The 19,266-nt window shown below is 71.6% G+C and carries 20 protein-coding genes; 9 read left to right on the top strand and 11 right to left on the bottom strand.

The window, feature by feature from the left end; translation table 11 throughout:
• Positions 1–135: 135 nt before the first annotated feature.
• On the bottom strand, positions 136–894 hold the full coding sequence (locus ACIHFB_RS12970; RefSeq protein ID WP_365279837.1) for an alpha/beta hydrolase: 759 nt from the start codon (positions 892–894) through the stop codon (positions 136–138).
• A gap of 526 nt (positions 895–1,420) precedes the next feature.
• Positions 1,421–2,386, bottom strand: coding sequence for a pirin family protein (locus tag ACIHFB_RS12975; protein WP_365279840.1), 966 nt, complete (start codon positions 2,384–2,386; stop codon positions 1,421–1,423).
• 103 nt (positions 2,387–2,489) lie between these two features.
• On the opposite strand from ACIHFB_RS12975, the gene ACIHFB_RS12980 reads away from it, so the two are divergent.
• The 3 genes from ACIHFB_RS12980 (at position 2,490) to ACIHFB_RS12990 (ending at position 3,862) form a co-directional block, all read left to right on the top strand.
• Positions 2,490–2,981, top strand: a complete 492-nt coding sequence (locus ACIHFB_RS12980) for a MarR family transcriptional regulator (protein WP_365279843.1) — start codon at positions 2,490–2,492, stop codon at positions 2,979–2,981.
• Complete coding sequence (locus tag ACIHFB_RS12985) at positions 2,978–3,433, top strand: MarR family transcriptional regulator (RefSeq protein WP_365279846.1); 456 nt, start codon at positions 2,978–2,980, stop codon at positions 3,431–3,433. Before ACIHFB_RS12980 ends, ACIHFB_RS12985 begins: the two co-directional genes overlap by 4 nt.
• A gap of 81 nt (positions 3,434–3,514) precedes the next feature.
• Entirely contained in the window at positions 3,515–3,862 is a 348-nt protein-coding gene (locus ACIHFB_RS12990; RefSeq protein ID WP_365279849.1) for a tetratricopeptide repeat protein, read from the top strand.
• A 61-nt stretch (positions 3,863–3,923) separates the two neighbouring features.
• On the opposite strand, the gene ACIHFB_RS12995 is transcribed toward ACIHFB_RS12990, so the two are convergent.
• A complete protein-coding gene (locus ACIHFB_RS12995) occupies positions 3,924–5,327 on the bottom strand; it encodes a PepSY-associated TM helix domain-containing protein (RefSeq protein WP_365279852.1) in 1,404 nt (467 codons plus the stop codon).
• 147 nt (positions 5,328–5,474) lie between these two features.
• Here ACIHFB_RS12995 and ACIHFB_RS13000 point away from each other — a divergent pair, with 147 nt between their 5' ends.
• Complete coding sequence (locus tag ACIHFB_RS13000) at positions 5,475–6,122, top strand: peptide deformylase (protein ID WP_400126803.1); 648 nt, start codon at positions 5,475–5,477, stop codon at positions 6,120–6,122.
• A gap of 15 nt (positions 6,123–6,137) precedes the next feature.
• Here the strand turns inward: ACIHFB_RS13000 and ACIHFB_RS13005 are convergent, their stop codons facing one another.
• A complete protein-coding gene (locus ACIHFB_RS13005; protein ID WP_400126804.1) occupies positions 6,138–7,571 on the bottom strand; it encodes a dihydrolipoyl dehydrogenase family protein in 1,434 nt (477 codons plus the stop codon).
• 120 nt (positions 7,572–7,691) lie between these two features.
• On the opposite strand from ACIHFB_RS13005, the gene trxA reads away from it, so the two are divergent.
• Complete coding sequence (trxA, locus tag ACIHFB_RS13010) at positions 7,692–8,078, top strand: thioredoxin (RefSeq protein WP_365279861.1); 387 nt, start codon at positions 7,692–7,694, stop codon at positions 8,076–8,078.
• Positions 8,079–8,142: 64 nt separating this feature from the next.
• Here trxA and ACIHFB_RS13015 read toward each other — a convergent pair whose 3' ends face one another.
• From ACIHFB_RS13015 to ACIHFB_RS13025, 3 genes are all read right to left on the bottom strand, one after another.
• Positions 8,143–9,321 (bottom strand): 4-hydroxybenzoate 3-monooxygenase, encoded by a 1,179-nt coding sequence (locus ACIHFB_RS13015; RefSeq protein ID WP_400126805.1) that lies wholly within the window; start codon positions 9,319–9,321, stop codon positions 8,143–8,145.
• Positions 9,322–9,340: 19 nt separating this feature from the next.
• On the bottom strand, positions 9,341–10,390 hold the full coding sequence (locus ACIHFB_RS13020; protein ID WP_365279867.1) for a LacI family DNA-binding transcriptional regulator: 1,050 nt from the start codon (positions 10,388–10,390) through the stop codon (positions 9,341–9,343).
• Between the two features lie 119 nt (positions 10,391–10,509).
• On the bottom strand, positions 10,510–11,190 hold the full coding sequence (locus tag ACIHFB_RS13025) for a TetR family transcriptional regulator (RefSeq protein ID WP_365279870.1): 681 nt from the start codon (positions 11,188–11,190) through the stop codon (positions 10,510–10,512).
• Positions 11,191–11,289: 99 nt separating this feature from the next.
• Between ACIHFB_RS13025 and ACIHFB_RS13030 the strand changes: the two genes are divergently transcribed.
• Entirely contained in the window at positions 11,290–11,853 is a 564-nt protein-coding gene (locus ACIHFB_RS13030; protein WP_400126806.1) for an NAD(P)H-dependent oxidoreductase, read from the top strand.
• Positions 11,854–11,906: 53 nt separating this feature from the next.
• Here the strand turns inward: ACIHFB_RS13030 and ACIHFB_RS13035 are convergent, their stop codons facing one another.
• Positions 11,907–12,812: a LysR family transcriptional regulator gene (locus tag ACIHFB_RS13035; RefSeq protein ID WP_400127140.1), complete on the bottom strand. Its 906-nt coding sequence runs from the start codon at positions 12,810–12,812 to the stop codon at positions 11,907–11,909.
• 114 nt (positions 12,813–12,926) lie between these two features.
• Between ACIHFB_RS13035 and ACIHFB_RS13040 the strand changes: the two genes are divergently transcribed.
• The gene (locus ACIHFB_RS13040) at positions 12,927–13,145 is read left to right on the top strand and encodes a hypothetical protein (RefSeq protein WP_365279875.1); all 219 of its coding nucleotides are present in this window, start codon (positions 12,927–12,929) and stop codon (positions 13,143–13,145) included.
• Positions 13,146–13,203: 58 nt separating this feature from the next.
• Here ACIHFB_RS13040 and ACIHFB_RS13045 read toward each other — a convergent pair whose 3' ends face one another.
• Positions 13,204–13,773, bottom strand: a complete 570-nt coding sequence (locus ACIHFB_RS13045; protein ID WP_400126807.1) for a PadR family transcriptional regulator — start codon at positions 13,771–13,773, stop codon at positions 13,204–13,206.
• A 39-nt stretch (positions 13,774–13,812) separates the two neighbouring features.
• The gene (locus ACIHFB_RS13050) at positions 13,813–14,601 is read right to left on the bottom strand and encodes an SGNH/GDSL hydrolase family protein (RefSeq protein ID WP_400126808.1); all 789 of its coding nucleotides are present in this window, start codon (positions 14,599–14,601) and stop codon (positions 13,813–13,815) included.
• Between the two features lie 110 nt (positions 14,602–14,711).
• Here ACIHFB_RS13050 and ACIHFB_RS13055 point away from each other — a divergent pair, with 110 nt between their 5' ends.
• Positions 14,712–15,923 (top strand): MFS transporter, encoded by a 1,212-nt coding sequence (locus tag ACIHFB_RS13055; RefSeq protein WP_400126809.1) that lies wholly within the window; start codon positions 14,712–14,714, stop codon positions 15,921–15,923.
• Between the two features lie 238 nt (positions 15,924–16,161).
• Positions 16,162–17,220: a LacI family DNA-binding transcriptional regulator gene (locus ACIHFB_RS13060; protein ID WP_365279887.1), complete on the top strand. Its 1,059-nt coding sequence runs from the start codon at positions 16,162–16,164 to the stop codon at positions 17,218–17,220.
• Here ACIHFB_RS13060 and ACIHFB_RS13065 read toward each other — a convergent pair.
• On the bottom strand, positions 17,202–19,262 hold the full coding sequence (locus tag ACIHFB_RS13065; protein WP_400126810.1) for a beta-galactosidase: 2,061 nt from the start codon (positions 19,260–19,262) through the stop codon (positions 17,202–17,204). The genes ACIHFB_RS13060 and ACIHFB_RS13065 overlap by 19 nt on opposite strands.
• Positions 19,263–19,266: the final 4 nt, after the last annotated feature.

Here is a 19,266-nt window from a genome sequence, read left to right on the forward strand (position 1 = left end):
AAACGGCGGGTGAAGCACCGTGTCCCGCTCAGCGGACCGTGTCCGCACCGACCGTCCCGCCGTCGCTCGACGCGCCCGGGGGCACGGCGTGTTCGGGTGCCGCTGGTTCGACACCCGACGCGTCGTCAGGGCTGCTCAGCGCAAGGAACGTGCGATGGCGGCGGCGAAGCCTTGCGGGTTCTCGTGCATCAGGTCGTGTCCGGCGTCGGGAACGCCGATGACAGGAATCCCGGCGGCGCACATCACGTCCTCCTCTTCGTAGGGCCGGCTGTGAGCCCCCACGATGAGTGCGCGGCGGTGAGGCAGAGCGAGGAAGCGCTCGGCCATGTCCGGTTCCGTTGCCTGGACGAGCCCGACGGCGCCGCGGTACATGGCACGTGGATCGGTCACCCTCACACGGGCCGCGTAGGTCGGGTCGTAGCGGTTGAGCAGGAAGTCGAATCCGTGGTCCAGGAACTCGGATTCGCCGTACTGGGCTATGGGCTTGCTGAACAGCCCGCCCCCGGCATGCCAGTTGGGCTCTGCCGCGATGACGCGGGAGACGAGGCCCTCTCTCTCCGAGGCCAGGATGATGGCGATGGCACCGCCCATGGAATGGCCGACGAGGACGGACCGCCGGATGCCGAGGTGGTCGAGTACGTCGGCGACGGTCTGCGCGTGGTCGTGCAGGGTGTACGAGAAATCGGCCGGGCGGTCGCTGTATCCATGACCGAGCAGGTCCACGATGATGGCTCGGTGGCCGACGAGCGAAGGCTGTGTGGCGATGTGGGCGAAGTCGGCGGAGCCCGCGCATCCCAGACCGTGTACATAGACATGCGGCAGCTCCGTCTCGCTGCCGGGGATGTCGATCCAGCGGATGTGACCGCCGACGGCTGGGAGGAAGAGCGAGTGCACCGACAGGCTCCCTTCGGTTCGTGGGGTGGTGTGTGCCGTTCAAGGCCAGGCCGCGAAAGCCGCGCCATCGTATGCCCTTGCCGATCAGGGCACCTGGGAGCGCCGGTCGGCACGGAGAGTGGCGGGCCTCTGGAGTGGAACACCGACGCGGCAGGTTGAACCGAGCGAGGCATCGGTGGCCCGCACCCCCTGCCGCCGACTTCAGATTGGGGCAGGACGTAGTCGCCCATCGGCGGGTGCGGGCCGGCTGGGCGGGGCAGGCCCGATCACGCCGCTTCGGGTGGACTCGGCCCAGCGGCAGACCGCGTGCTCTCCGCCCGAGCGGAGGTGAACCGCGGCCCGCGGGGCTACCGGGCCAAGTCGCTACCCGAAGGCGCCGACAGTCCCGTTTCCGCAGGCACGCCAGGCGCCTCGCGTGTACCACCGGCAGACGAAGAATCTGCGGGTGCCCGCCTTGGCAGGGGACGGCAGGCAAGTCGCCGTGGCCACGCGACCGGAGCGACAACGCCCCTCGGACACCCGCTGGTCAGCGCACTCTTCCGCGTGGTTTGAGCGGCACCGGCGGCAGTTCGGGAGCGGGCAGCGCGTCGCCGTCGTAGCCCTTCACCTCACCGAAGCGGGAGCCCGTCATCCAGTCCTGCCGGGCCTGTTCGATGTCGGCCTGGGTGCGTCCGATGAAGTTCCACCACATGATCAGCTCCTCGTCGAACGGCTCGCCGCCGAGCAGCATCAGCCCCGCGTCCGACTCGGCGCGCAAGGGCAGTTCGGTACGGCCGCAGCCGAGGTAGAGCATCGAGCCGGGCAGCACCGGCACGCCGTCCACCCGCGCCTCACCGGACATCGACAGCACCGCGTACTCGAAGTCGGGCTCCAGCGGCAGGCGTACGTCCGCGCCCTCGGCGAGGGCCAGATCGGCGCCGACGATCGGGGTGTACGTCGTGCCGGGGGAAGCGGCCCCGTCGAGTGCACCGAGGATCATCGTGGCCTTGAGGCCGGGTGCCGTGACCACGGGCAGGTCGCCGTGGTGCTCGAAGCGCGGGTCGGTGTGGCGGTGGCCGTCGGGGAGGGCGACCCAGAGCTGAGCGCCGTGCAGGAGGCGGGCGTGCGAGCGGGGGCTCTCCTCGGAGTGGCTGATCGCCCGGCCCGAGGTCATCAGGCCCAGTTCGCGCGGGCGGATGGTCTGCAGGCTCCCCGTCGAGTCGCGGTGCAGCACCTCGCCCTCGTGCAGCCAGCTCACCGTCTGGAGTCCCATGTGCGGGTGCGGCGGGACCTGCATACCGGGTTCGTCGGCGATGTCGTCGGGGCCGTAGTGATCCACGAAGCACCAGGCGCCGACCATACGGCGGCCCAGGTTGGGCAGCAGGCGGCGGACCTCGGTGGACTCGCCGAGCTTGACGTGGCGAGGGCTGAGGAGTTCACGCACAGGCTCCGCCACCACGAAACCGCGGCCACCGCACAGGGCGGGAACCGCCTCCCGATCAAGATTGCTCATGGCGCCCAACCTAGCCCCGCGGGACTCCTCGCGTCAGTCCAACGCAGGCCAGGCAGCCCCGAAAATAGTAGCCATGTACATAGTAGCCATGTACTCTATTCACATGAGCAAGGCTTCCGAGGGCGCGACGCCCGGTTTCCTGGTCTGGCGGCTCTCCACGAAGTGGCGGGTCGCGGTCGACCGCGCGGTGACCCCGCTGGGGCTGACCCACGCGCAGTACTCGCTGGTGGCCTCGTTGTACGGCATGCAGCGCTCAGGGCTGCGCCCCAGTCAACGGCGTCTCGCCGACCACACCGGCCTGGAGCCGCTCTACGTCTCGAAGCTCGCCCGCGCCCTGGAGACCGCAGGCCTTCTGGAGCGCATGCGCGACCCGCACGACCCCCGCGCCGTCCAACTGGCGCTCACCGACCAGGGCCGCGAGGTCACCCGGCGGGCGATCAAGGTCGTCCACGGGCTGCTGCAACAGCTGTTGGAGCCCCTCGGCGGTCTCGACAGCCCGCGTACGCAGGAGTTCACCCGCGACCTGGCGATCCTGCTCGACGCACCCCTTGACCCGTTCGCCACGAACAGTGAGTCCGACAAGGAGCAGTCATGACCACCACGACCACCACCACTCCCCCGGTCGATCCCCGAGTCATAGCCCTGGCCCACTACGCCGGCCGCGCGCTGCTCGAAAGGGTGCTGGCCCGGCACGGCGCCACCTTCCAGCAGTCCGTCACCCTCCGGCTCGCCGCCGTCGCCGACGGATCCGTCGAGCGGGACCACATCGTCGACGGTGTCGTCGGCGCACTGAAGATCGACCCCGCGGAGGCGCACTCCGTGGTCGACGGCCTGCTCGCCGCGGACCTGCTGGCTCCCCAGGAGCCGTCGCAGGTGCGGATCACGGACGCCGGACGGGAGCTGTACAGCAGGACCTCGGCCGAGACCGCCCCCATCAGCGCCCGGATCTACGCCGGCATCCCGCCGGAGGAACTGGCCGCCGCCGGACGGGTACTGACCCTCATCACCGAGCGGGCCGACGCCGAGCTGGCGGCCATGGCCCAGTGACCGGTGAGCCAGTGAGCCAGTGAGCCAGTAATGGAATATTCAACCACCCTGCTCCGTTGACGGCGTCGAAGGAGGTCAGGAGTGGACACGACGTACTACGACCACGGAACAGAGGCGGAGCGCTGGGAACGCGCGCAGTTGTTCTTCGACGCCAGGGACTACGCCGCCGCGGCGCGCGTGCTGGCCGGGCTGGTCGAGGAGGTGCCGGAGCAGACCGGACCGCGGCTGCTGCTGGCGCGCTCCTACTACCACTCGGCCCAACTGCGCCGCGCCGAGACCGAGTTGCGCACGATCGTCGAACTCGACCCGGTGGAGCACTACGCCCGTCTGATGCTGGGCCGGACCCTGGAGCGGCAGGGCAGGCACGAGGAGGCGGAGCGGCACCTGCGCGTCGCCTCGGCGCTCGCCGGCGACTTCGAGCGGCTCTGACACACGACCGGGGCCCGGTTCCTCGACGGAACCGGGCCCCGCTGCGTCGCCCCCGGTCGGCTCACACCCCCACGTCGCCCGGGGTCCGTCGGCTGCGCCGGTGGGCGATCTCGCCGAGCACGACGTCCACGGCGATGAACGCGGCCAGCGGAATGCCGAGCAGCGGCACGAAGTACCCGACGACGGCGATCGCCGCCACCAGCGGGATGAGGATCTGCGGAGGCACCTGCTGCCAGGCGCCACGCGGGATCGGCCGGCCGAAGGCGGAGCCGCGGCCGCGCTGCCACCACATGCGGTAGCCCAGCAGGATCAGCACGATCAGGCTGAGCGCGAGGAGCATCAGGGCGATCTGGTTCACCAGACCGAAGAGGACTCCGGTGTGCAGGTCGATGCCCCAGCGGGTCAGCTTCGCGAGCATCGGGTAGTCCTCGAACCGCAGTACGTCGGTGACCTCACCGGTGGCCGGATCGATCGCGACCGAGTCCTGCTTCTCCGGCCAGCTGCGCTGCACCTGCTTGACGACGTACGCGGACGACGCGTCAGCGGGCGGGACGATCTCGACCGGGTCGCCGAGCCCCTCGGCCCGCGCGGCGGCCAGGATCTGGTCGAGGCCGACGCCGTGCTCGGCGGTGCCGCCGGAGCCGGCCGCGGCGCCATGGCCGCCGTGATCCCCGCCGGCGGTCGACGAGATCGACGGGGTGGAGTGGCCGAGCGAGGTCCGCAGCTCGTCGATGTTGGCGCCGGCGTACGTCGACCAGGTCAGGCCGGTCGCGGAGAGGAAGAAGAAGCCGATCGCGGCCCAGACGCCCACGGTCCCGTGCAGACCCAGCGTGCGGCGCCGCCCACTGGTGCCCCTCACCTTCCGCAGGGCCCGGCGGCGGGACAGCCACAGCACGACGCCGCCGCCCGCGATCACCCACAGCCAGCTCGCGGCCAACTCGCTGTAGAGGCGGCCGTTCTCACCGAGGTGCAGGTCCCGGTGGAACTCGTCGATCCAGGTGCGCAGCGGCAGCGCCCCGGTCGAGCCGTACTGTTCGAGGGCGCCGCGCACCTCGGCCGTGTACGGGTCGACGAAGACGGCGAGCGCATGGGTGTCGGCCATGCCCTCGACGCCGGACAGCATGACCCGGGTGCTCTCGTCGTCCGCCGGGGAGGGGCGAACCGCCGAGACCGTGCCCTCGGGGTGCGCCTTGCGGGCGGCGGCCACCTGCTGGGAGACGGGCAGCTTGGAGTCGCCGACCGGGACGGTCATCTCGTCGGCGTACATGATCTTCTCGGCCTGGAACGAGCCGGCGTACAGGAAACCGGTGGTGGCGGCGATGAGCAGGAACGGTGCGACGAGAAGTCCCGCGTAGAAGTGCAGGCGCAGTACCAGCGGGCGGAGCGGGGCCCATCTGCTGGGGGACGGCGCCGGGGCGGCGGCTTTCGGGGCCTCGTCCGTGGAGGTCGAGGGAGCGATGGACATCGGCGGCAACTCCGGGTCAGGGGGACGATTTCGGGGTCTGACGGTCCAGTGGTCGGGTAGCGACAGCCCTGAGTTCCCGGCGACCTGAGTGACCTGCGTCACGTGGGTGTGCCCCTGTCGTCCCGGGTGCCGTGGCATTCTGGCGCGATGGCATCTCCCCCTGATCGCGCGCCCCTTGCCGAGCTGGTCGAGGAACTCCTCGCCGCCGAAGGACCGCTGACCATCGTGGCCGCCGGTGACCCGGTGCTGCGGCGCGCCGCCGAACCCTTCGACGGGCAGCTGGACCCCACGCTGCTGGCACGCTTCGTCGAGGCACTGCGCGTCACGATGCATGCGGCGCCGGGTGTGGGCCTGGCGGCCCCGCAGGTGGGGGTGGGACTGCGGATCGCGGTGATCGAGGACCCGGCGCCGGTTCCCGAGGAGGTGCGGGTGGCGCGCGGGCGGGTGCCGCAGCCGTTCCGGGTGCTGGTCAATCCGTCGTACGAAGCCGTCGGCACCGCCCGGGCCGCCTTCTTCGAGGGCTGCCTCAGCGTGCCGGGCTGGCAGGCGGTGGTGGCGCGCCACGCCGAGGTGCGGCTGACGGGCGAGGACGAGTACGGCCGTGCCGTGGACGAGGTGTTCAGCGGCTGGCCCGCGCGGATCGTGCAGCACGAGACGGACCACCTCGACGGGACGCTCTACCTCGACCGCGCGGAGCTGCGCTCGCTGTCGTCGGGCCAGGCGATGGCCGAGCGCTGGGCGCAGCCGACGCCGGATGCGGCGTCGGCTGCGCTGGGATTCCGGCTGCCGGGCTGAAGGAGCCCGCGTGACTCAGTTGTCCCGGTAGGCCTCCAGCAGGCGCAGCCAGACCTCGCTGATCGTCGGGTAGGACGGCACCGCGTGCCAGAGCCGGCTGATCGGGACCTGGCCCGCGACGGCGACCGTCCCGGAGTGGATGAGTTCGCCGACGCCGGGGCCGACGAAGGTGACGCCGAGCAGGATCTCGCGCTCCAGGTCGACGACCATGCGGGCGCGGCCGCGGTAGCCGTCGGCGTACAGGCCCGCACCGGCGACCGAGGACAGCGGGACGTCCACGGCGCGGACGCGGTGGCCCGCCTGTTCCGCCTCGGCCAGGGAGAGTCCCACGGACGCCGCCTCCGGGTCGGTGAAGACGACCTGGGGTACGGCCGTGTGGTCGGCGGTCGCGGCATGGGCACCCCACGGGTCCGACTCCAGAAGCGGTACCCCGGAGGCGCGGGCGGCGATGGCGGCGCCCGCGATCCGGGCCTGGTACTTGCCCTGGTGGGTGAGGAGGGCTCGGTGGTTGACGTCGCCGACCGCGTACAGCCAGTCGCTGCCGGTGACGCGCATGCTGTCGTCGACCGGCAGCCAGGAGCCCGGCTCCAGACCGACCGTGTCCAGGCCGATGTCGCCGGTGCGCGGGGCACGCCCGGTGGCGAAGAGGATCTCGTCGGCCTCGATACGGTCGCCGGCGTCGGTGACCGCGACGACCGTGCCGTTCTCGCGGGTCACCGACGCGAGCGAGGTGCCGGTACGGACGTCCACGCCCGCCTCCGTGAGCGCCTCGGCGACCAGTTCGCCGGCGAAGGGCTCCATGCGGTTCAGCAGGCCCTTGCCGCGGACGAGGAGCGTGACCTGTGAACCGAGGGCCTGCCAGGCCGTGGCCATCTCGGTGGCGACGACGCCGCCGCCGACCGCGATCAGCCGGGCGGGCGCGGCCTGCGCGCTGGTGGCCTCACGGCTGGTCCACGGCTTGACGTCCGCGAGCCCGGGCAGATCGGGCAGGACGGCGCTGCTCCCGGTGGCGACGGCGACGGCGTGCCGGGCGGTCAGGACGTGCCGCTCGCCGTCCGGGCCGGTCACGGTGACCTCGCGCGGTCCGGTGAGACGGCCGTGGCCGCGGAACAGGTCGACGCCGATGCCGTCGAGCCACTGGACCTGGCCGTCGTCCTTCCAGTGCGAGGTGAACTCGTCACGGCGGGCGAGGACCGCGGCCGTGTCGAGGGGGCCCTGCACCGACTCGCGCAGACCGCCGAGGCGGCGGGCGTCGGCCTGGGCGATGACCGGGCGCAACAGGGCCTTGCTGGGCATGCACGCCCAGTACGAGCACTCACCGCCGACCAGCTCGCTCTCCACGACCGCGGTGGCGAGGCCGGCCGCACGGGTGCGGTCGGCGACGTTCTCCCCCACGGGCCCGGCTCCGAGGACCACGACGTCGTACATGCTGGAATCCGTTTCCGTCATGGGGTCAGTCTGGTGGGTGGTGTGCGCGGTTGCCACACGGGTACGTGCGCGGAATACACAACGGGTCGGACGTGTTGTGCGGACGGCTTCGCCCCGACATCAGGAAGAGGGAATCACGCCATGAGCAGCACCGTGGAGCTCACCAAGGAGAACTTCGACCAGACGGTCACGGACAATGACTTCGTCCTGATCGACTTCTGGGCGTCCTGGTGCGGGCCGTGCCGTCAGTTCGCCCCGGTCTACGAGAAGGCCGCCGAGGAAAACCCCGACCTGGTCTTCGGCAAGGTCGACACGGAGGCCCAGCCCGAGCTGGCCAGCGCGTTCGGTATCCAGTCGATCCCGACGCTGATGATCGTCCGGGACCGTGTCGCCGTGTTCGCGCAGCCCGGCGCCCTGCCGGAGTCCGCGCTGACGGATGTCATCGGACAGGCCCGGAAGCTGGACATGGACGAGGTCCGCAAGTCCGTCGAGGAGCAGCAGACCAAGGCCGAGCAGAACGGCGAGTAAAGGCAGGTCCCGGGGCCGAGCGGGGCCGCGTCGCCGTGTGCACGGCGGCGTGGTGCCCGGCCTCCTACAGTGACAGCGGCAGTCCCGCGTAGTTCGCGGCCAGCTCGGCCGCAGCGTGCCGGGATTCGGTGATCCGACGCAGACGTGCACGCTGGAGTCTGTCGTCGAAGGCGTCGCCGTCCGGTCGTACGTGCAGCATGCTCGTCATGTCGTACGAGAACCGCATCGCCTGCCACACCCGTGCGAGGCACAACTCCGAGTAGGTGTCCAGGAGTTGTTCGGAACCGGTGCGGTGCAGCTGCACGAAGGCGCGGGCGAGGACGCGTACGTCGGACACCGCGAGGTTGAGGCCCTTGGCGCCGGTGGGCGGCACGATGTGGGCGGCGTCCCCGGCGAGCAGCAGCCGGCCGTGGCGCATCGGTTCGTGGACGTAACTCCGCATCGGTGTCACGGACTTGGCGGTGATCGGGCCGCGATGCAGGGTCCAGTCGGCGTCGATGGCGAAGCGGGCGGCGAGTTCGTCCCAGATGCGGTCGTCGGACCAGTCGTCGGGGTCGGTGCCGTTCGGTACCTGTAGATACAGGCGTGAGACGCTCGGTGAGCGCATGCTGTGCAGGGCGAAGCCGCGCTCGCCACGGGCGTAGATCAACTCGTCGCCGGACGGGGGGACTTCGGCGAGGATCCCGAGCCATGAGTACGGATAGTCGTGGGCGTACGTCCGGCTGGAAGAGGCCGGGAAGGCGTCGCGGGCGATGCCGTGGGAGCCGTCGCAGCCGACCACCCAGTCGCAGGTCAGCGCCTGCTCACGGCCCTCGTGCCGGAAGCGTACGACGGGCGCCGCGCTCTCCGCCTTCTCCACGGCGAGCGCCTCCGCCTCGAACAACAGCGGTGGCCCTTCTGCTAGTTGGAGCGTCACCAGGTCCTTCACGATCTCGGTCTGGGCGTAGATCGTGACGGTGCGCCCGCCGGTGAGGGCCGGGAAGTCGACGTGGTGCCGTTCGCGGTCGAAGCGCAGCTCGATGCCCTGATGGATCAGTCCCTCGGCGGCCAGCCGATCGGCCGCCCCGGCCTCGCGCAGGGCGTCGACCGTGCCCTGCTCCAGCATTCCGGCGCGCTGGCGCTGCTCGACGTACTCCCTGGTTCTGCTCTCCAGCACCACGCAGTCGATGCCCGTGCGGTGCAGCAGACGGGCGAGGAGCAGTCCGGCGGGGCCGCCGCCGATGATGCCGACCGTCGTGCGCATGGCGCGCCTCCCGTGGGGTTCAGCTGGATTCGCGGTGCACCACGGTGGCGCCGAGGACGGTGTGCCGCTCGGGTGCGATACCCGGGTCGCGCACGGCGCGGTCGACGAGTTCGGCGAGGTCACGGCCGGACGGCAGCTCGATATGGACCGTGCTCAGCCGGGGTCGCAGCAGCCGGCCCAGCATCAGGTCGTCGGCTCCGATCAACGCCGTGTCCCCGGGAATGTCGACCCCCTCGTCCTGAAGAGCGCGCATCAGCAGCATCGCGTACTCGTCGTTGTACGCGAACACAGCGTCCAGGTCGAGCTCCCGCCAGCGCGTGGCGAGCCGGGCACCGGCCGACTCCTCGTAGGCGAGGTGCAGTTCGGTGACGGAGGCGTCCGTGCCGTGCAGGGCCCGCCGCACGCCGGCGAGACGGGGCCCGGAGAAGGTCTCCAGGCCGGGCTCCTCCGGTACGACGACGCCGATCCGGCGACGGCCTCGGTCGTACAGGTGGGCGCCGGCACAGTGGCCGACGGTCTCATGGTCCATGAGCAATGCATGGGCGCCGTCGACGGTCTCGGGGCCGAGGGTGACCACGGCCCGGGCACCGGAACGCTTCAGCACCGCGACGCCCTGCGGGCCGAGGCCGGTGCCGGGGACGAGGACGGCCACGGGCCGCAACTCCGCCCAGGCCCGGGCGGCCTCGTCGCCGTGCAGGCCGACGGTGCCGTACTGGACGACCGTGTAGTCGAGCCGGCTGAGCGCCCACTGGAGTTCGTTGATGAACTGGCTGTAGAGCGGGCCGACGGGGATGGTCGGCGCGGGCATCAGGACCAGCCGGCTGTGCCCGGCGCGCAGACTGCGGGCCGCGGCGTGCGGCACGTACCCGAGCTCCTTGGCGGCCTCGTGCACCCGGCGGCGGGTGGGCTCGCTGATCCGGACCGCGCTGGTGTTGTTGAGGACGTAGGAGACGGTCGCGCGCGAGACGCCGGCCAGGCGGGCCACATCGGCGCTCGTGGGCACGGAGCGCTGCGCGGGCGATGCCGCGGGGGCGGGCGTTTTCGGTATCTGCACCATGACGTACGGCATCTTGGCAGAAGCCGGGTGCGGGGCTGGGGGCGGGCTGGGACCGGTGAGCATTGTACGAACGCGTTCGTCACGAACGCGAGCACGACGGCTGCTCCTGCACGCGGGCGAAGACGCCGACCTCACGGACGGGGTTCGGCACCCGTGACGCGGTCGACCAGGGCGACCCAGCCCGCCTCCAGCCGCTCCATCGGCATCCCGCACTGCTCGGTCAGATGGTGGATCACGGCGGGATCGAGGTAGCCCAGCAACGTCTGGGCGAGGAGTTCGCAGTCGGCGTCGGGCACGATCTGCCGCAGCAGGATCAGCACGTGCGTGCGCAGCGCCCGGAAGGGCGGGTTGGAGTACCGCCGGGTCGGTTCCGGCTGGGCGGCCAGATACAGCTCCAGCTGGTCGGCCGAGCGGTACAGCACCGCCACGCCGAACGCCCGCAGCCGCTCGGTCGGCGGCGCGCCGGGGCCGAGCGGCGGCGGTCCGCCGAGGAAGTCGGACTGGAGCTTGGTCGACGAGTGGTCGAGCAACGCCATCAGCAGGCCGGTGCGGTCGCCGAACCGACGGAAGACCGTCCCCTTGCCCACCTCGGCCGCCGCGGCCACGGCCTCCATGGTGACCCCCGCCGCACCGTGCTCCGCGATCAGCGCGGCTGCGGCCTCCAGCAGCCGGGCCCGGTTTCGGGCCGCGTCAGCACGCAGACACGCAGCATCCTCGGCGCTGCCGAGCTGCAACAACTCGTCTTCGCCGAAGGGCTCTTGGCGCCCCGGAAAGGGGGGCAGGGACGCGGACATGGGGACAGCGTAGAGCATCGGGAACAAAGTGGACCGTGGTCCGGTTATGGTGCTACAGCAGTAACCGGACCTCGGTCCGGATCGTAACGCAAAGTCTCAGCCCCTTGGAGTACCCCCATGTCTGTTCGCATCCTCGCGCTCATCGGAAGCCTGCGTGCCGGTTCGCACAACCGCCAGCTCGCCGAGGCGGCCGTCAAGCTCGCTCCCGAGGGCGCCGCCGTGCAGCTCTTCGAGGGTCTGGCCGACATCCCCTTCTACAACGAGGACATCGACGTCGAGGGCAGCGTCCCGGCAGCCGCCGCCCGACTGCGCGCGGCCGCCGCCGAGGCCGACGCCCTCCTGCTGTTCACCCCCGAGTACAACGGCACCATCCCGGCCGTTCTGAAGAACGCGATCGACTGGCTGTCCCGCCCGTACGGCGCCGGCGCCCTCACCGACAAGCCGGTCGCCGTGGTCGGCACCGCCTTCGGCCGGTACGGCGGCCTGTGGGCGCAGGACGAGGCCCGCAAGGCCGTGGGCATCGCCGGCGGCAGGGTGCTGGAGGACGTCAAGCTGTCCATCCCCGGTTCGGTGACCCGCTTCGCCGAGACCCACCCGGCCGACGACGCCGAGGTCGTCGCCGACCTCACCGAGGTCATCGCCCGGCTGCACGGTCACACCGGCGAGGCCCTCGCGGCCTGACCGAAAGCGCGCCGCGAAGGGGCCGGAGCCGAGGGCTCCGGCCCCTTCCTGTGTCAGGCCACCGCCCTGGGCGCCAGCTCGCGCAGTTCCGCCAGCGCGACGGCGACCGCGGGACGCTCGTGGCCGCCGCGGCGCGTGCAGGTGAGGAGCTTGCGGTGCGGTTCGGTCACGCACTGCACCCGGGTGATGGGCAGGTGGGGTGTCAGCTGAGCCAGCCGCGGGATCAGGGCGACCCCGAGCCGGTGGGCGACGAGATGGGCCGTCACGTTCCAGTCCAGCGCATGGTGGACGACGTCCGGCGTGAACCCGGCCGCCCCGCACGCCGACAGCACATGCGGACGGCAGGGGCTGTCGGGCACGGGCGCGATCCAGCGCTCGTGCGCCGCTTCCGCCAGGTCGAGCCGGCCGCGCCCCGCAAAGGGATGGTCGTCGGGGACCACGAGGTCGAACGGGTCGTCCAGCAGCGGCTGTTGATCGAAACGTGCGTCGCTCAGGGGCGGGTTGAACACGGTGGCCTCCACGACCGCCAGGTCGATCTCGCCCTCGAAGAGCTGGTTGAAGCTCTGGGGCACCTCCGCCTCCTGAATCCGTACGTCCAGGCGCGGATGGCGGTCACGCAACCGCGCCGCCATGGGCGCCAGCAACACCGAGACGGCCATCGGGAACCCGCTCGTACGCAGGAGTCCGGCGGGGTCACCCTGATCGGCCCGGAGATCGAGTTCGGCCTGGTCCCAGCGGGCCTCAATGGCGTCGGCGTGCGCGAGCAGGCTCTCGGCGGCCGGGGTGAGACGTACCCCGCGGCCCTGGGGCTCCAGGAGGTCGACGCCCAGGTCGCGGGCCAGCTGCCGGATCTGCTGGGAGGCGGCGGACGGCGTGAAGTGCAGGGCGTGGGCCGCTGCGGTGACCGTGCCGTAGTGGGCGACGGCCCGCAGGACGTGCAGTCGGCGCAGGTCAATCATGAAGTCCACGCTTCAAGGTGAAGTCCACAAAGTCAACCTGGACGTGTACGGAGGCGAGGTTGCACGCTGGCTGTGTCGCGACGGTCGATCAGCCACGACGTTCAAGGAGTTGCCATGACCAGCACGCCCGGCACCGGCTGCCCGTACTGCGGTTGGCCCGACGGCGCCGAGCCCTTCCAGGTCGTGTCCCGGCACGTCACCGCGGCCGGCGGAACGGTATGGACCCGCTGCGGCTGCGGATCGCTCCAGGTCCGGGTCGTCGACGCCCACGGCATGCGCATCGTCTCCCGCAGCCGCCCCGCCCTCGCCGAGCCGAGTCCCGCGAACCGGTGAGCCCGTGAGCCGGTGAGCGGCCGGCAGGTCGCTGGCGTGCGCCGCCTGCACCGCGCCTCTACCTCACCCCGGACGCCGCACGCCGGTCGAGTCGCCGCAGCACCGTGTTGCCCCACTCGAGGTTTCCCCGTTCGAAGGCCATCCCGCCCATCAGCGTGAGGTAGGGCCCGACGCGCTCGGCGTCGGCGAAGTACTCGTCCTCGGTGCGCCCGGCCAGCAGCCGCTCACGCATCCGCTCGTACCGGGCCAGCTTGGCGGTGGACCGCTCCACGCGCTCGACGACCCCGGCGCGTACGGCGTCGATGTCGCCGATGTCGACGCACTGGACCCTGACCATCAGCTCGTCCCGAATGGCCGTCGGTTTCGAGGGTCCTTCGGCGACGTAGGCGCGCAGGATGTCGCGGCCGGCTTCGGTGAGCGAGAAGAGCCGTTTGTTGGGGCGTCGTTCCTGCTCCACGACCCGGGCGCGGACGAGACCCTCGCTCTCCATGCGCTCCAGCTCCCGGTAGAGCTGCTGGGGCGTCGCCATCCAGAAGTTGGCGACCGAGGCCTCGAATCCCTTCGCGAGGTCGTACCCGGACGCCTCGCCCTCCAACAGCGCGGCCATCACCGCATTACGCAACGCCATGGGCCAAATTTACACTCCGTTGATTACTCAACGGGGCGACTACGGACGCGATTCGGCGAACACCGTCACCGGCAGCAGGGCCGGCCGCTTGGCCTGGCGTCCGTCGCCGGACGAGCGGCCCTGGATCCGACGGACGAGCCACGGCCCCAGGAAGGAGCCGACCCAGCGCAGATCGGCCCCGAGCCCGCGGGGCTCTCCCCGGTCGGCAGGCAGCGGCCGCGTCCAGCCGTCGTCGCTGCCGGGGAGTTCGAGGGCGTGGGCGACCGCGGCCGCGATGCGCTCGTGCCCCAGAGGGCTGGCGTGCAGCCGGTCGGAGCTCCACAGGCGCGGGTCCGTCACCACGGGGTGCGGTGCCATCTCGGCCACGACGACGCCATGACGCCGTGCGGCCTGCCGGATGCCTTCGTTGAGGGCGGACACCCGGGAGCCGAGCGGGCGGGCGAGCGGGGTGATCCGGGCCATGTCGGGGAAGGTCACGGTCGCCACGCGGGCGCCCTGTGCGGTGAGCGCGGCGAACATCGCCTCCAGTTCGCCCGCCACCTCGTCGGCGTTGAAACGGGGCCGCAGCAGATCATTGACACCGGCGACGACCGTGGCGAGGTCCGGCCGCAGAGCGAGGGCGGGAGCGAGCTGCTCGGCGCGGACCTGACCGGCGAGACGTCCGCGTACGGCGAGGTTGGCGTAGCGCAACTCCGGGTTGTTCCGCGCGAGTTGCTCGGCGAGCCGGTCCGCGCAGCCGCGCAGGCCCCGGGTGTCGTCGCCGTCGCCGAGTCCCTCGGTCTGGCTGTCGCCCAGAGCGACGTACCGCAGATATCCGCCGTTCGGCACGGGTGGACCGCCTTCCGCCGTCGAGGTTGATGCCTAACTAATACACTATTCGCATTGTTGATTAGAAAGCGCTCCCTCCAGCAATGCCCCGGGATCTTGAGGGGGGCCGGATGTTACCGGTAACATTGCCGGCCGTGACCGACCACCAGACCGTTCGGCCCCTCGCCACTCCCCCGACAGCTCCCGTCTTCAGCCGGTCCGCCGTGGTGGCGTCCTGCGTGGGCTTCGTGCTCATCGGTGCGCTCCAGGCCCTGTACGGTCCCTCGATCCCCGCCTTCCGCGAGGAGTTCGGCCTGTCCCCCTCGGCCGCTGGGCTGGGGCTGAGCGCGCACTTCGTCGGTGGGGTGGCCGGTGTGCTGCTCTTCGACCGGCTGTACGGCCGGATCGGCAACCGGCGGGTCCTCGGCGCCTCGTATCTGCTGATGGCCGTCGGTGCGGCGGGGTTCGCGCTGGCGCAGAGCTGGCCGGTCGCCCTGTGCGCCGCGTTGTTCGCCGGGCTCGGGTTCGGCGGGATCGACTACGGGCTGAACCAGCTGTTCGCGGTCGGCTTCGGCCGTCGTTCCACCGCGATGCTGAACATCCTCAACGCGCACTTCGGCGTGGGCGCGATCCTCGGCCCGGCGCTGATCGGCGCGGTGGGCGCCGAGCACTATCCAGCGGTGTTCCTCGGTTTCGCGCTGGCCAACCTGCCGTTGCTGCTGTGCCTGCGGGGCGTACGGAACCGGGTGCCGCCGCCCGACGGCGAGGTGTCCGAGTCCGGTGAGGGCGTCCTCGGCCGCAGCCTCGGCTCGGTGCTCGCCGTGTTCGTCGCGCTGTACGTCCTGCACGTGGGCATCGAGGCCGGTGTGGGCGGCTGGGAGCCGACCCATCTGGAGACCGTGGGCTACGGCGCCGGGTTCGCCGCCACCGCCACGTCCGTGTACTGGCTGATGATGACAGTCGGCCGCTTCCTGGTGGCGCCGCTCGCGCTGCGCTACTCGGCGCAGGCCATCATCACCGTCTCCTGCGCGGGCATGACGGTCTGTCTGCTGCTGGCCGCCGTGCCGGGTCTCGCCCCGTACGCGTACGCCGGCGTCGGGCTGTTCATCGCGCCGATCTTCCCCACCGGGCTGCCCTGGCTCCATCGGGCGGCCCCCGGCGCCCGGCGGGCCGGTGCCGTCGTGATCGCCGCCTCGATGGTCGGCGGTGTCGCGGCGGGCCCCGCACTCGGCAAGGCCATCGAGTGGTCCGGGATCCGTGCGGTCCCCCTGCTGCTCTGCGCTGTCTCGGCGCTCTGCCTGACCGCCACACTCTGGCTCGTCCGCGCCACCCGGCGGCCCTGATCCCTTCGGCCAGGCCGCACGCCACCCCCGCTACCCGGCACGGGGTCGGGAGGAAGGGCGATGGAAGATGAAGAAGGCGGCCGGGGTTAGCCGACGCACTGTGCGCCGAGGGGGTGCGGCTGGGGTGTTGCAGCGGGGGTGGCCCGCCCGGTCGTGAACGCTCCGGCAGGGACAGGACACGGGGTAGGTCCGGCCTATGCTGAGGGCCCGTCGTCACGATGTCGAGGAAACATCCGCCATGACCAGTAGCGCCGTTCCGAGGGGGCGCAGCCGACGGAACTTCGCCGGGGTGCGTCCCGTCATGGACGACGTGGCCCGGCTGGCCGGGGTCTCGAAGCAGACGGTGTCCCGGGTGCTCAACGACAACCCGGCGGTCCGGCCCGAGACGCGCGAGGCGGTCCGGGACGCGATGCGTACCCTCGGCTACCGCCCGAGCCGCAGCGCCCGGTCCCTGGCGAGCGGCCGGACCCGCATGCTCGGCGTGATCTCCTTCGACGCGGCGCGCTACGGACCCGCCTCCGTCCTCACCGCGATCAACACGGCCGCGCAGGACGCCGGTTACCTGGTGAGCTCCATCGCGCTCGACACGGCCGACCCCGACACGGTGGTCCGTGCCGTGGACCGGCTGTCGGCCGAAGGGGCGGACGGCGTGATCGCCATCGCCCCGCAGCTGTGGGTGGGCCGGGCCCTGGCGGAAGCCCGGCTGGACACCCCGCTGGTGGTCCTGGAGAACGACCTTCAGGGCGGCCCTCCCCTGGTCACCGCGGACTCCCGCACCGGGGCCCGCGAGGCCACCGGGCACCTGCTGAGCCTGGGACATGCCACCGTCTTCCACATCGCGGGCCCGGCCGGGTGGACCTCCGCCGACCTGCGTCTCGCCGGGTGGCAGTCGACGCTGGAGTCGGCCGGCGCCGAGATCCATGCCCCGCTGACCGGCGACTGGAGTGCCGAGTCCGGATACGACCTGGGACGGCAACTGGCCCGCCGCCCCGACGTCACCGCGGTGTTCGCGTCCAACGACCAGATGGCGCTCGGCCTTCTGCACGCGCTGCACGAGGCCGGGCGGGGCGTCCCCGAGGACGTCAGCGTCGTCGGCTACGACGACATCCCCGAGGCCGCCCACTTCCTTCCCCCGCTGACCACCGTCCGCACCGACTTCGCCGAGATCGGCACCCGGTCCCTGCGGCTGCTGCTGAACCGCATCGACAGCCCCGCAGAGCCGCCCCTCGTCGAGCCGCTCGTCCCGGTCGAACTCGTCGTCCGCCGCAGCAGCGGTCCCTACGGCCGCTCCTCCTGAAGGACCTTCACGTCCCAGGGCCCCAGCGGCACCGTGTCCGGGTACACCGCACCCGACAGCACATCCCGTACGGCCGCCGGCACGGGAACCGACACCTCGTCCCACGACCAGTTGTGCAGGAAGCGGACCCGACGGCCGTCCCGTGCGGTGGCCGCGGTGGCGGTGACGCTCGACAGGGCCGGGCGCCATCCATCCGCCGGGACGGCCCACTGGAACAGGGCGCGGGCGAACTCCGGGTCGGGGACCGTGCCGACGTAGGTGATCCGGCCGGCGCCGTGGCGGTGTGTGGTGACCGCGGGCCAGCGCCCGAAGTGCGGATGCCGGTACGTCGCCAACTCCTCGGCGCCCTGCGTCCGCAGACCGTCCGCCCAGTGCAACGCGTGGGCGCCGGGCGGGAGGTGGAGGTCGCCGGTGCCGGTCACGGGCAGCGGTGCACCGACGTTGCTGAATTCGTCGTACGTCACTCCGGCCGCCTCGGCGAGTCGTCCCGGCTGTGCTTCGGTGCGGGCCCTGGCCTCGGCGTCGGCGTAGGCCGTGCGGGGGCCCAGGATCAGGTGGCCGCCGTTCGCCGCGTACTCCTTGAGCCGGTCCAGGGTCTCGTCGTCGGCGGCGTAGAAGGCGGGGGCGATCAGTACGGGAGGCAGTTCACGGTCGGGCAGTTGGCCGGGGTGGAGGATGCGGGACTGGAGGCCCGCGTCGAAGGCGCCGCGGTAGAAGGCATCGAAGATCGTCTGGTAGGACCGTTCGTCCGGGCCCGAGTCGGGGGCGGCGAGCGGCGGTTGGGCCTGGAGCGCCCACTTGCTCGGCGAGGAGTAGAGGAAGGCCACTTCGGCGTCCGGTGTCAGTGCCGCCACCAGGTCACCCGCCGTCTCCAACTCCTTTCCCAGCACGGCGAGTTCGCGGTACACGCGGCCGGGCCGGCCGTTGTGCGGCAGGATGCCGCCCCAGTAGGTCTCGGTGCCGAAGTGCAGGGTGTGCCAGTGCCAGTACTCGATCATCGAGGCACCGCGGGAGATCAGCGCCCAGGCGGCCTGGCGCCACTGGCCGTCGTAGGCGGGGCGGTTGTCCCACGGGCCGCCGATGGCCTGGGCGTTGGTCTCCGTCACCAGGTAGGGCTCCTGGCGGGAGGAGTACATACGGTCCGCGCTGCGGTACAGCGCCCAGGTGCCGTTCGTCGTCCAGCCCTGGTCGTCGCGGCCCGGGTCGGGCAGGGCCAGGGCGTCCTGCATCGTGTAGTAGGGGTTGCCGGCGGTGACGTCGAGGCGCTCGGTCAGCTTGTCGTCCTCGACGGCCCGGCGGTCGTAGGAGATGCACGTGGTGACGAACTGGCCGGGGCGGGCGTACTCGCGCACGAGCTCCGCCTGCCAGGCGATGAACTCCGTGGTGAGGCGGGCCTGGAAGCGGCGCCAGGCGAGGTCGTACTGCGGCTGGGCGTTGTTGTCGGGGGTCCACAGGTCGGCCCAGGTCGACAGCCGGTGCGACCAGTAGACCAGGCCCCAGGCACGGTTGAGGCTCTCCACGTCCCCGTACTCGGCGCGCAGTTCGTCGGTGAAGCGCTGGAACACGCCGTGGTTGTGGAAGAGTTCGAGGCCGGGTTCGTTGTCGACCTGGAAGCCGATCACGGCCGGGTGGGCGGCGTAGCGGCCGACCACCTTGCGGATGATCCGCTCGGCGTGGAAGCGGAACGCCGGGTGGGTGAAGTCGACCTCCTGCCGGGCGCCCCAGCCGATGCGCTCGCCGGTGCGCCGCTCCCCCGCGATCTCCGGGTACTGGCGGGCGAGCCACGGCGGCACCGCGTACGTCGGTGTCCCGAGGACGACCGAGATGCCGCGCTCCTGGGCGCCGTCCAGCACCGGTTGCAGCCAGTCGAGGTCGAAGCGGCCGTTCTCCGGCTCCCACGTCGACCACACCGACTCGCCGACCCGGATCACCGTGAAGCGGGCCTCGGCCATCAGATCCAGGTCGTCCTTGAGGCGCTCGTAAGGCTGGTACTCGTGGTAGTAGGCGGCACCGAACAGGACCCGTCGGGGCAGCTCGAACATGCTT

Source organism: Streptomyces sp. NPDC051963 (assembly GCF_044593495.1).
Taxonomy (GTDB): domain Bacteria; phylum Actinomycetota; class Actinomycetes; order Streptomycetales; family Streptomycetaceae; genus Streptomyces.

Bases quoted from the DNA above. Each gene is read 5' to 3' on its own strand.
- ACIHFB_RS12975 (WP_365279840.1), bottom strand. From the start codon at position 2,386: ATGAGCAATCTTGATCGGGAGGCGGTTCCCGCCCTGTGCGGTGGCCGC.
- ACIHFB_RS12980 (WP_365279843.1), top strand. From the start codon at position 2,490: ATGAGCAAGGCTTCCGAGGGCGCGACGCCCGGTTTCCTGGTCTGGCGG.
- ACIHFB_RS12985 (WP_365279846.1), top strand. From the start codon at position 2,978: ATGACCACCACGACCACCACCACTCCCCCGGTCGATCCCCGAGTCATA.
- ACIHFB_RS12995 (WP_365279852.1), bottom strand. From the start codon at position 5,327: ATGTCCATCGCTCCCTCGACCTCCACGGACGAGGCCCCGAAAGCCGCC.
- ACIHFB_RS13000 (WP_400126803.1), top strand. From the start codon at position 5,475: ATGGCATCTCCCCCTGATCGCGCGCCCCTTGCCGAGCTGGTCGAGGAA.
- ACIHFB_RS13005 (WP_400126804.1), bottom strand. From the start codon at position 7,571: ATGACGGAAACGGATTCCAGCATGTACGACGTCGTGGTCCTCGGAGCC.
- trxA (WP_365279861.1), top strand. From the start codon at position 7,692: ATGAGCAGCACCGTGGAGCTCACCAAGGAGAACTTCGACCAGACGGTC.
- ACIHFB_RS13015 (WP_400126805.1), bottom strand. From the start codon at position 9,321: ATGCGCACGACGGTCGGCATCATCGGCGGCGGCCCCGCCGGACTGCTC.
- ACIHFB_RS13020 (WP_365279867.1), bottom strand. From the start codon at position 10,390: ATGCCGTACGTCATGGTGCAGATACCGAAAACGCCCGCCCCCGCGGCA.
- ACIHFB_RS13025 (WP_365279870.1), bottom strand. From the start codon at position 11,190: ATGCTCTACGCTGTCCCCATGTCCGCGTCCCTGCCCCCCTTTCCGGGG.
- ACIHFB_RS13030 (WP_400126806.1), top strand. From the start codon at position 11,290: ATGTCTGTTCGCATCCTCGCGCTCATCGGAAGCCTGCGTGCCGGTTCG.
- ACIHFB_RS13035 (WP_400127140.1), bottom strand. From the start codon at position 12,812: ATGATTGACCTGCGCCGACTGCACGTCCTGCGGGCCGTCGCCCACTAC.
- ACIHFB_RS13040 (WP_365279875.1), top strand. From the start codon at position 12,927: ATGACCAGCACGCCCGGCACCGGCTGCCCGTACTGCGGTTGGCCCGAC.
- ACIHFB_RS13045 (WP_400126807.1), bottom strand. From the start codon at position 13,773: ATGGCGTTGCGTAATGCGGTGATGGCCGCGCTGTTGGAGGGCGAGGCG.
- ACIHFB_RS13055 (WP_400126809.1), top strand. From the start codon at position 14,712: ATGTTACCGGTAACATTGCCGGCCGTGACCGACCACCAGACCGTTCGG.
- ACIHFB_RS13060 (WP_365279887.1), top strand. From the start codon at position 16,162: ATGACCAGTAGCGCCGTTCCGAGGGGGCGCAGCCGACGGAACTTCGCC.
- ACIHFB_RS13065 (WP_400126810.1), bottom strand. From the start codon at position 19,262: ATGTTCGAGCTGCCCCGACGGGTCCTGTTCGGTGCCGCCTACTACCAC.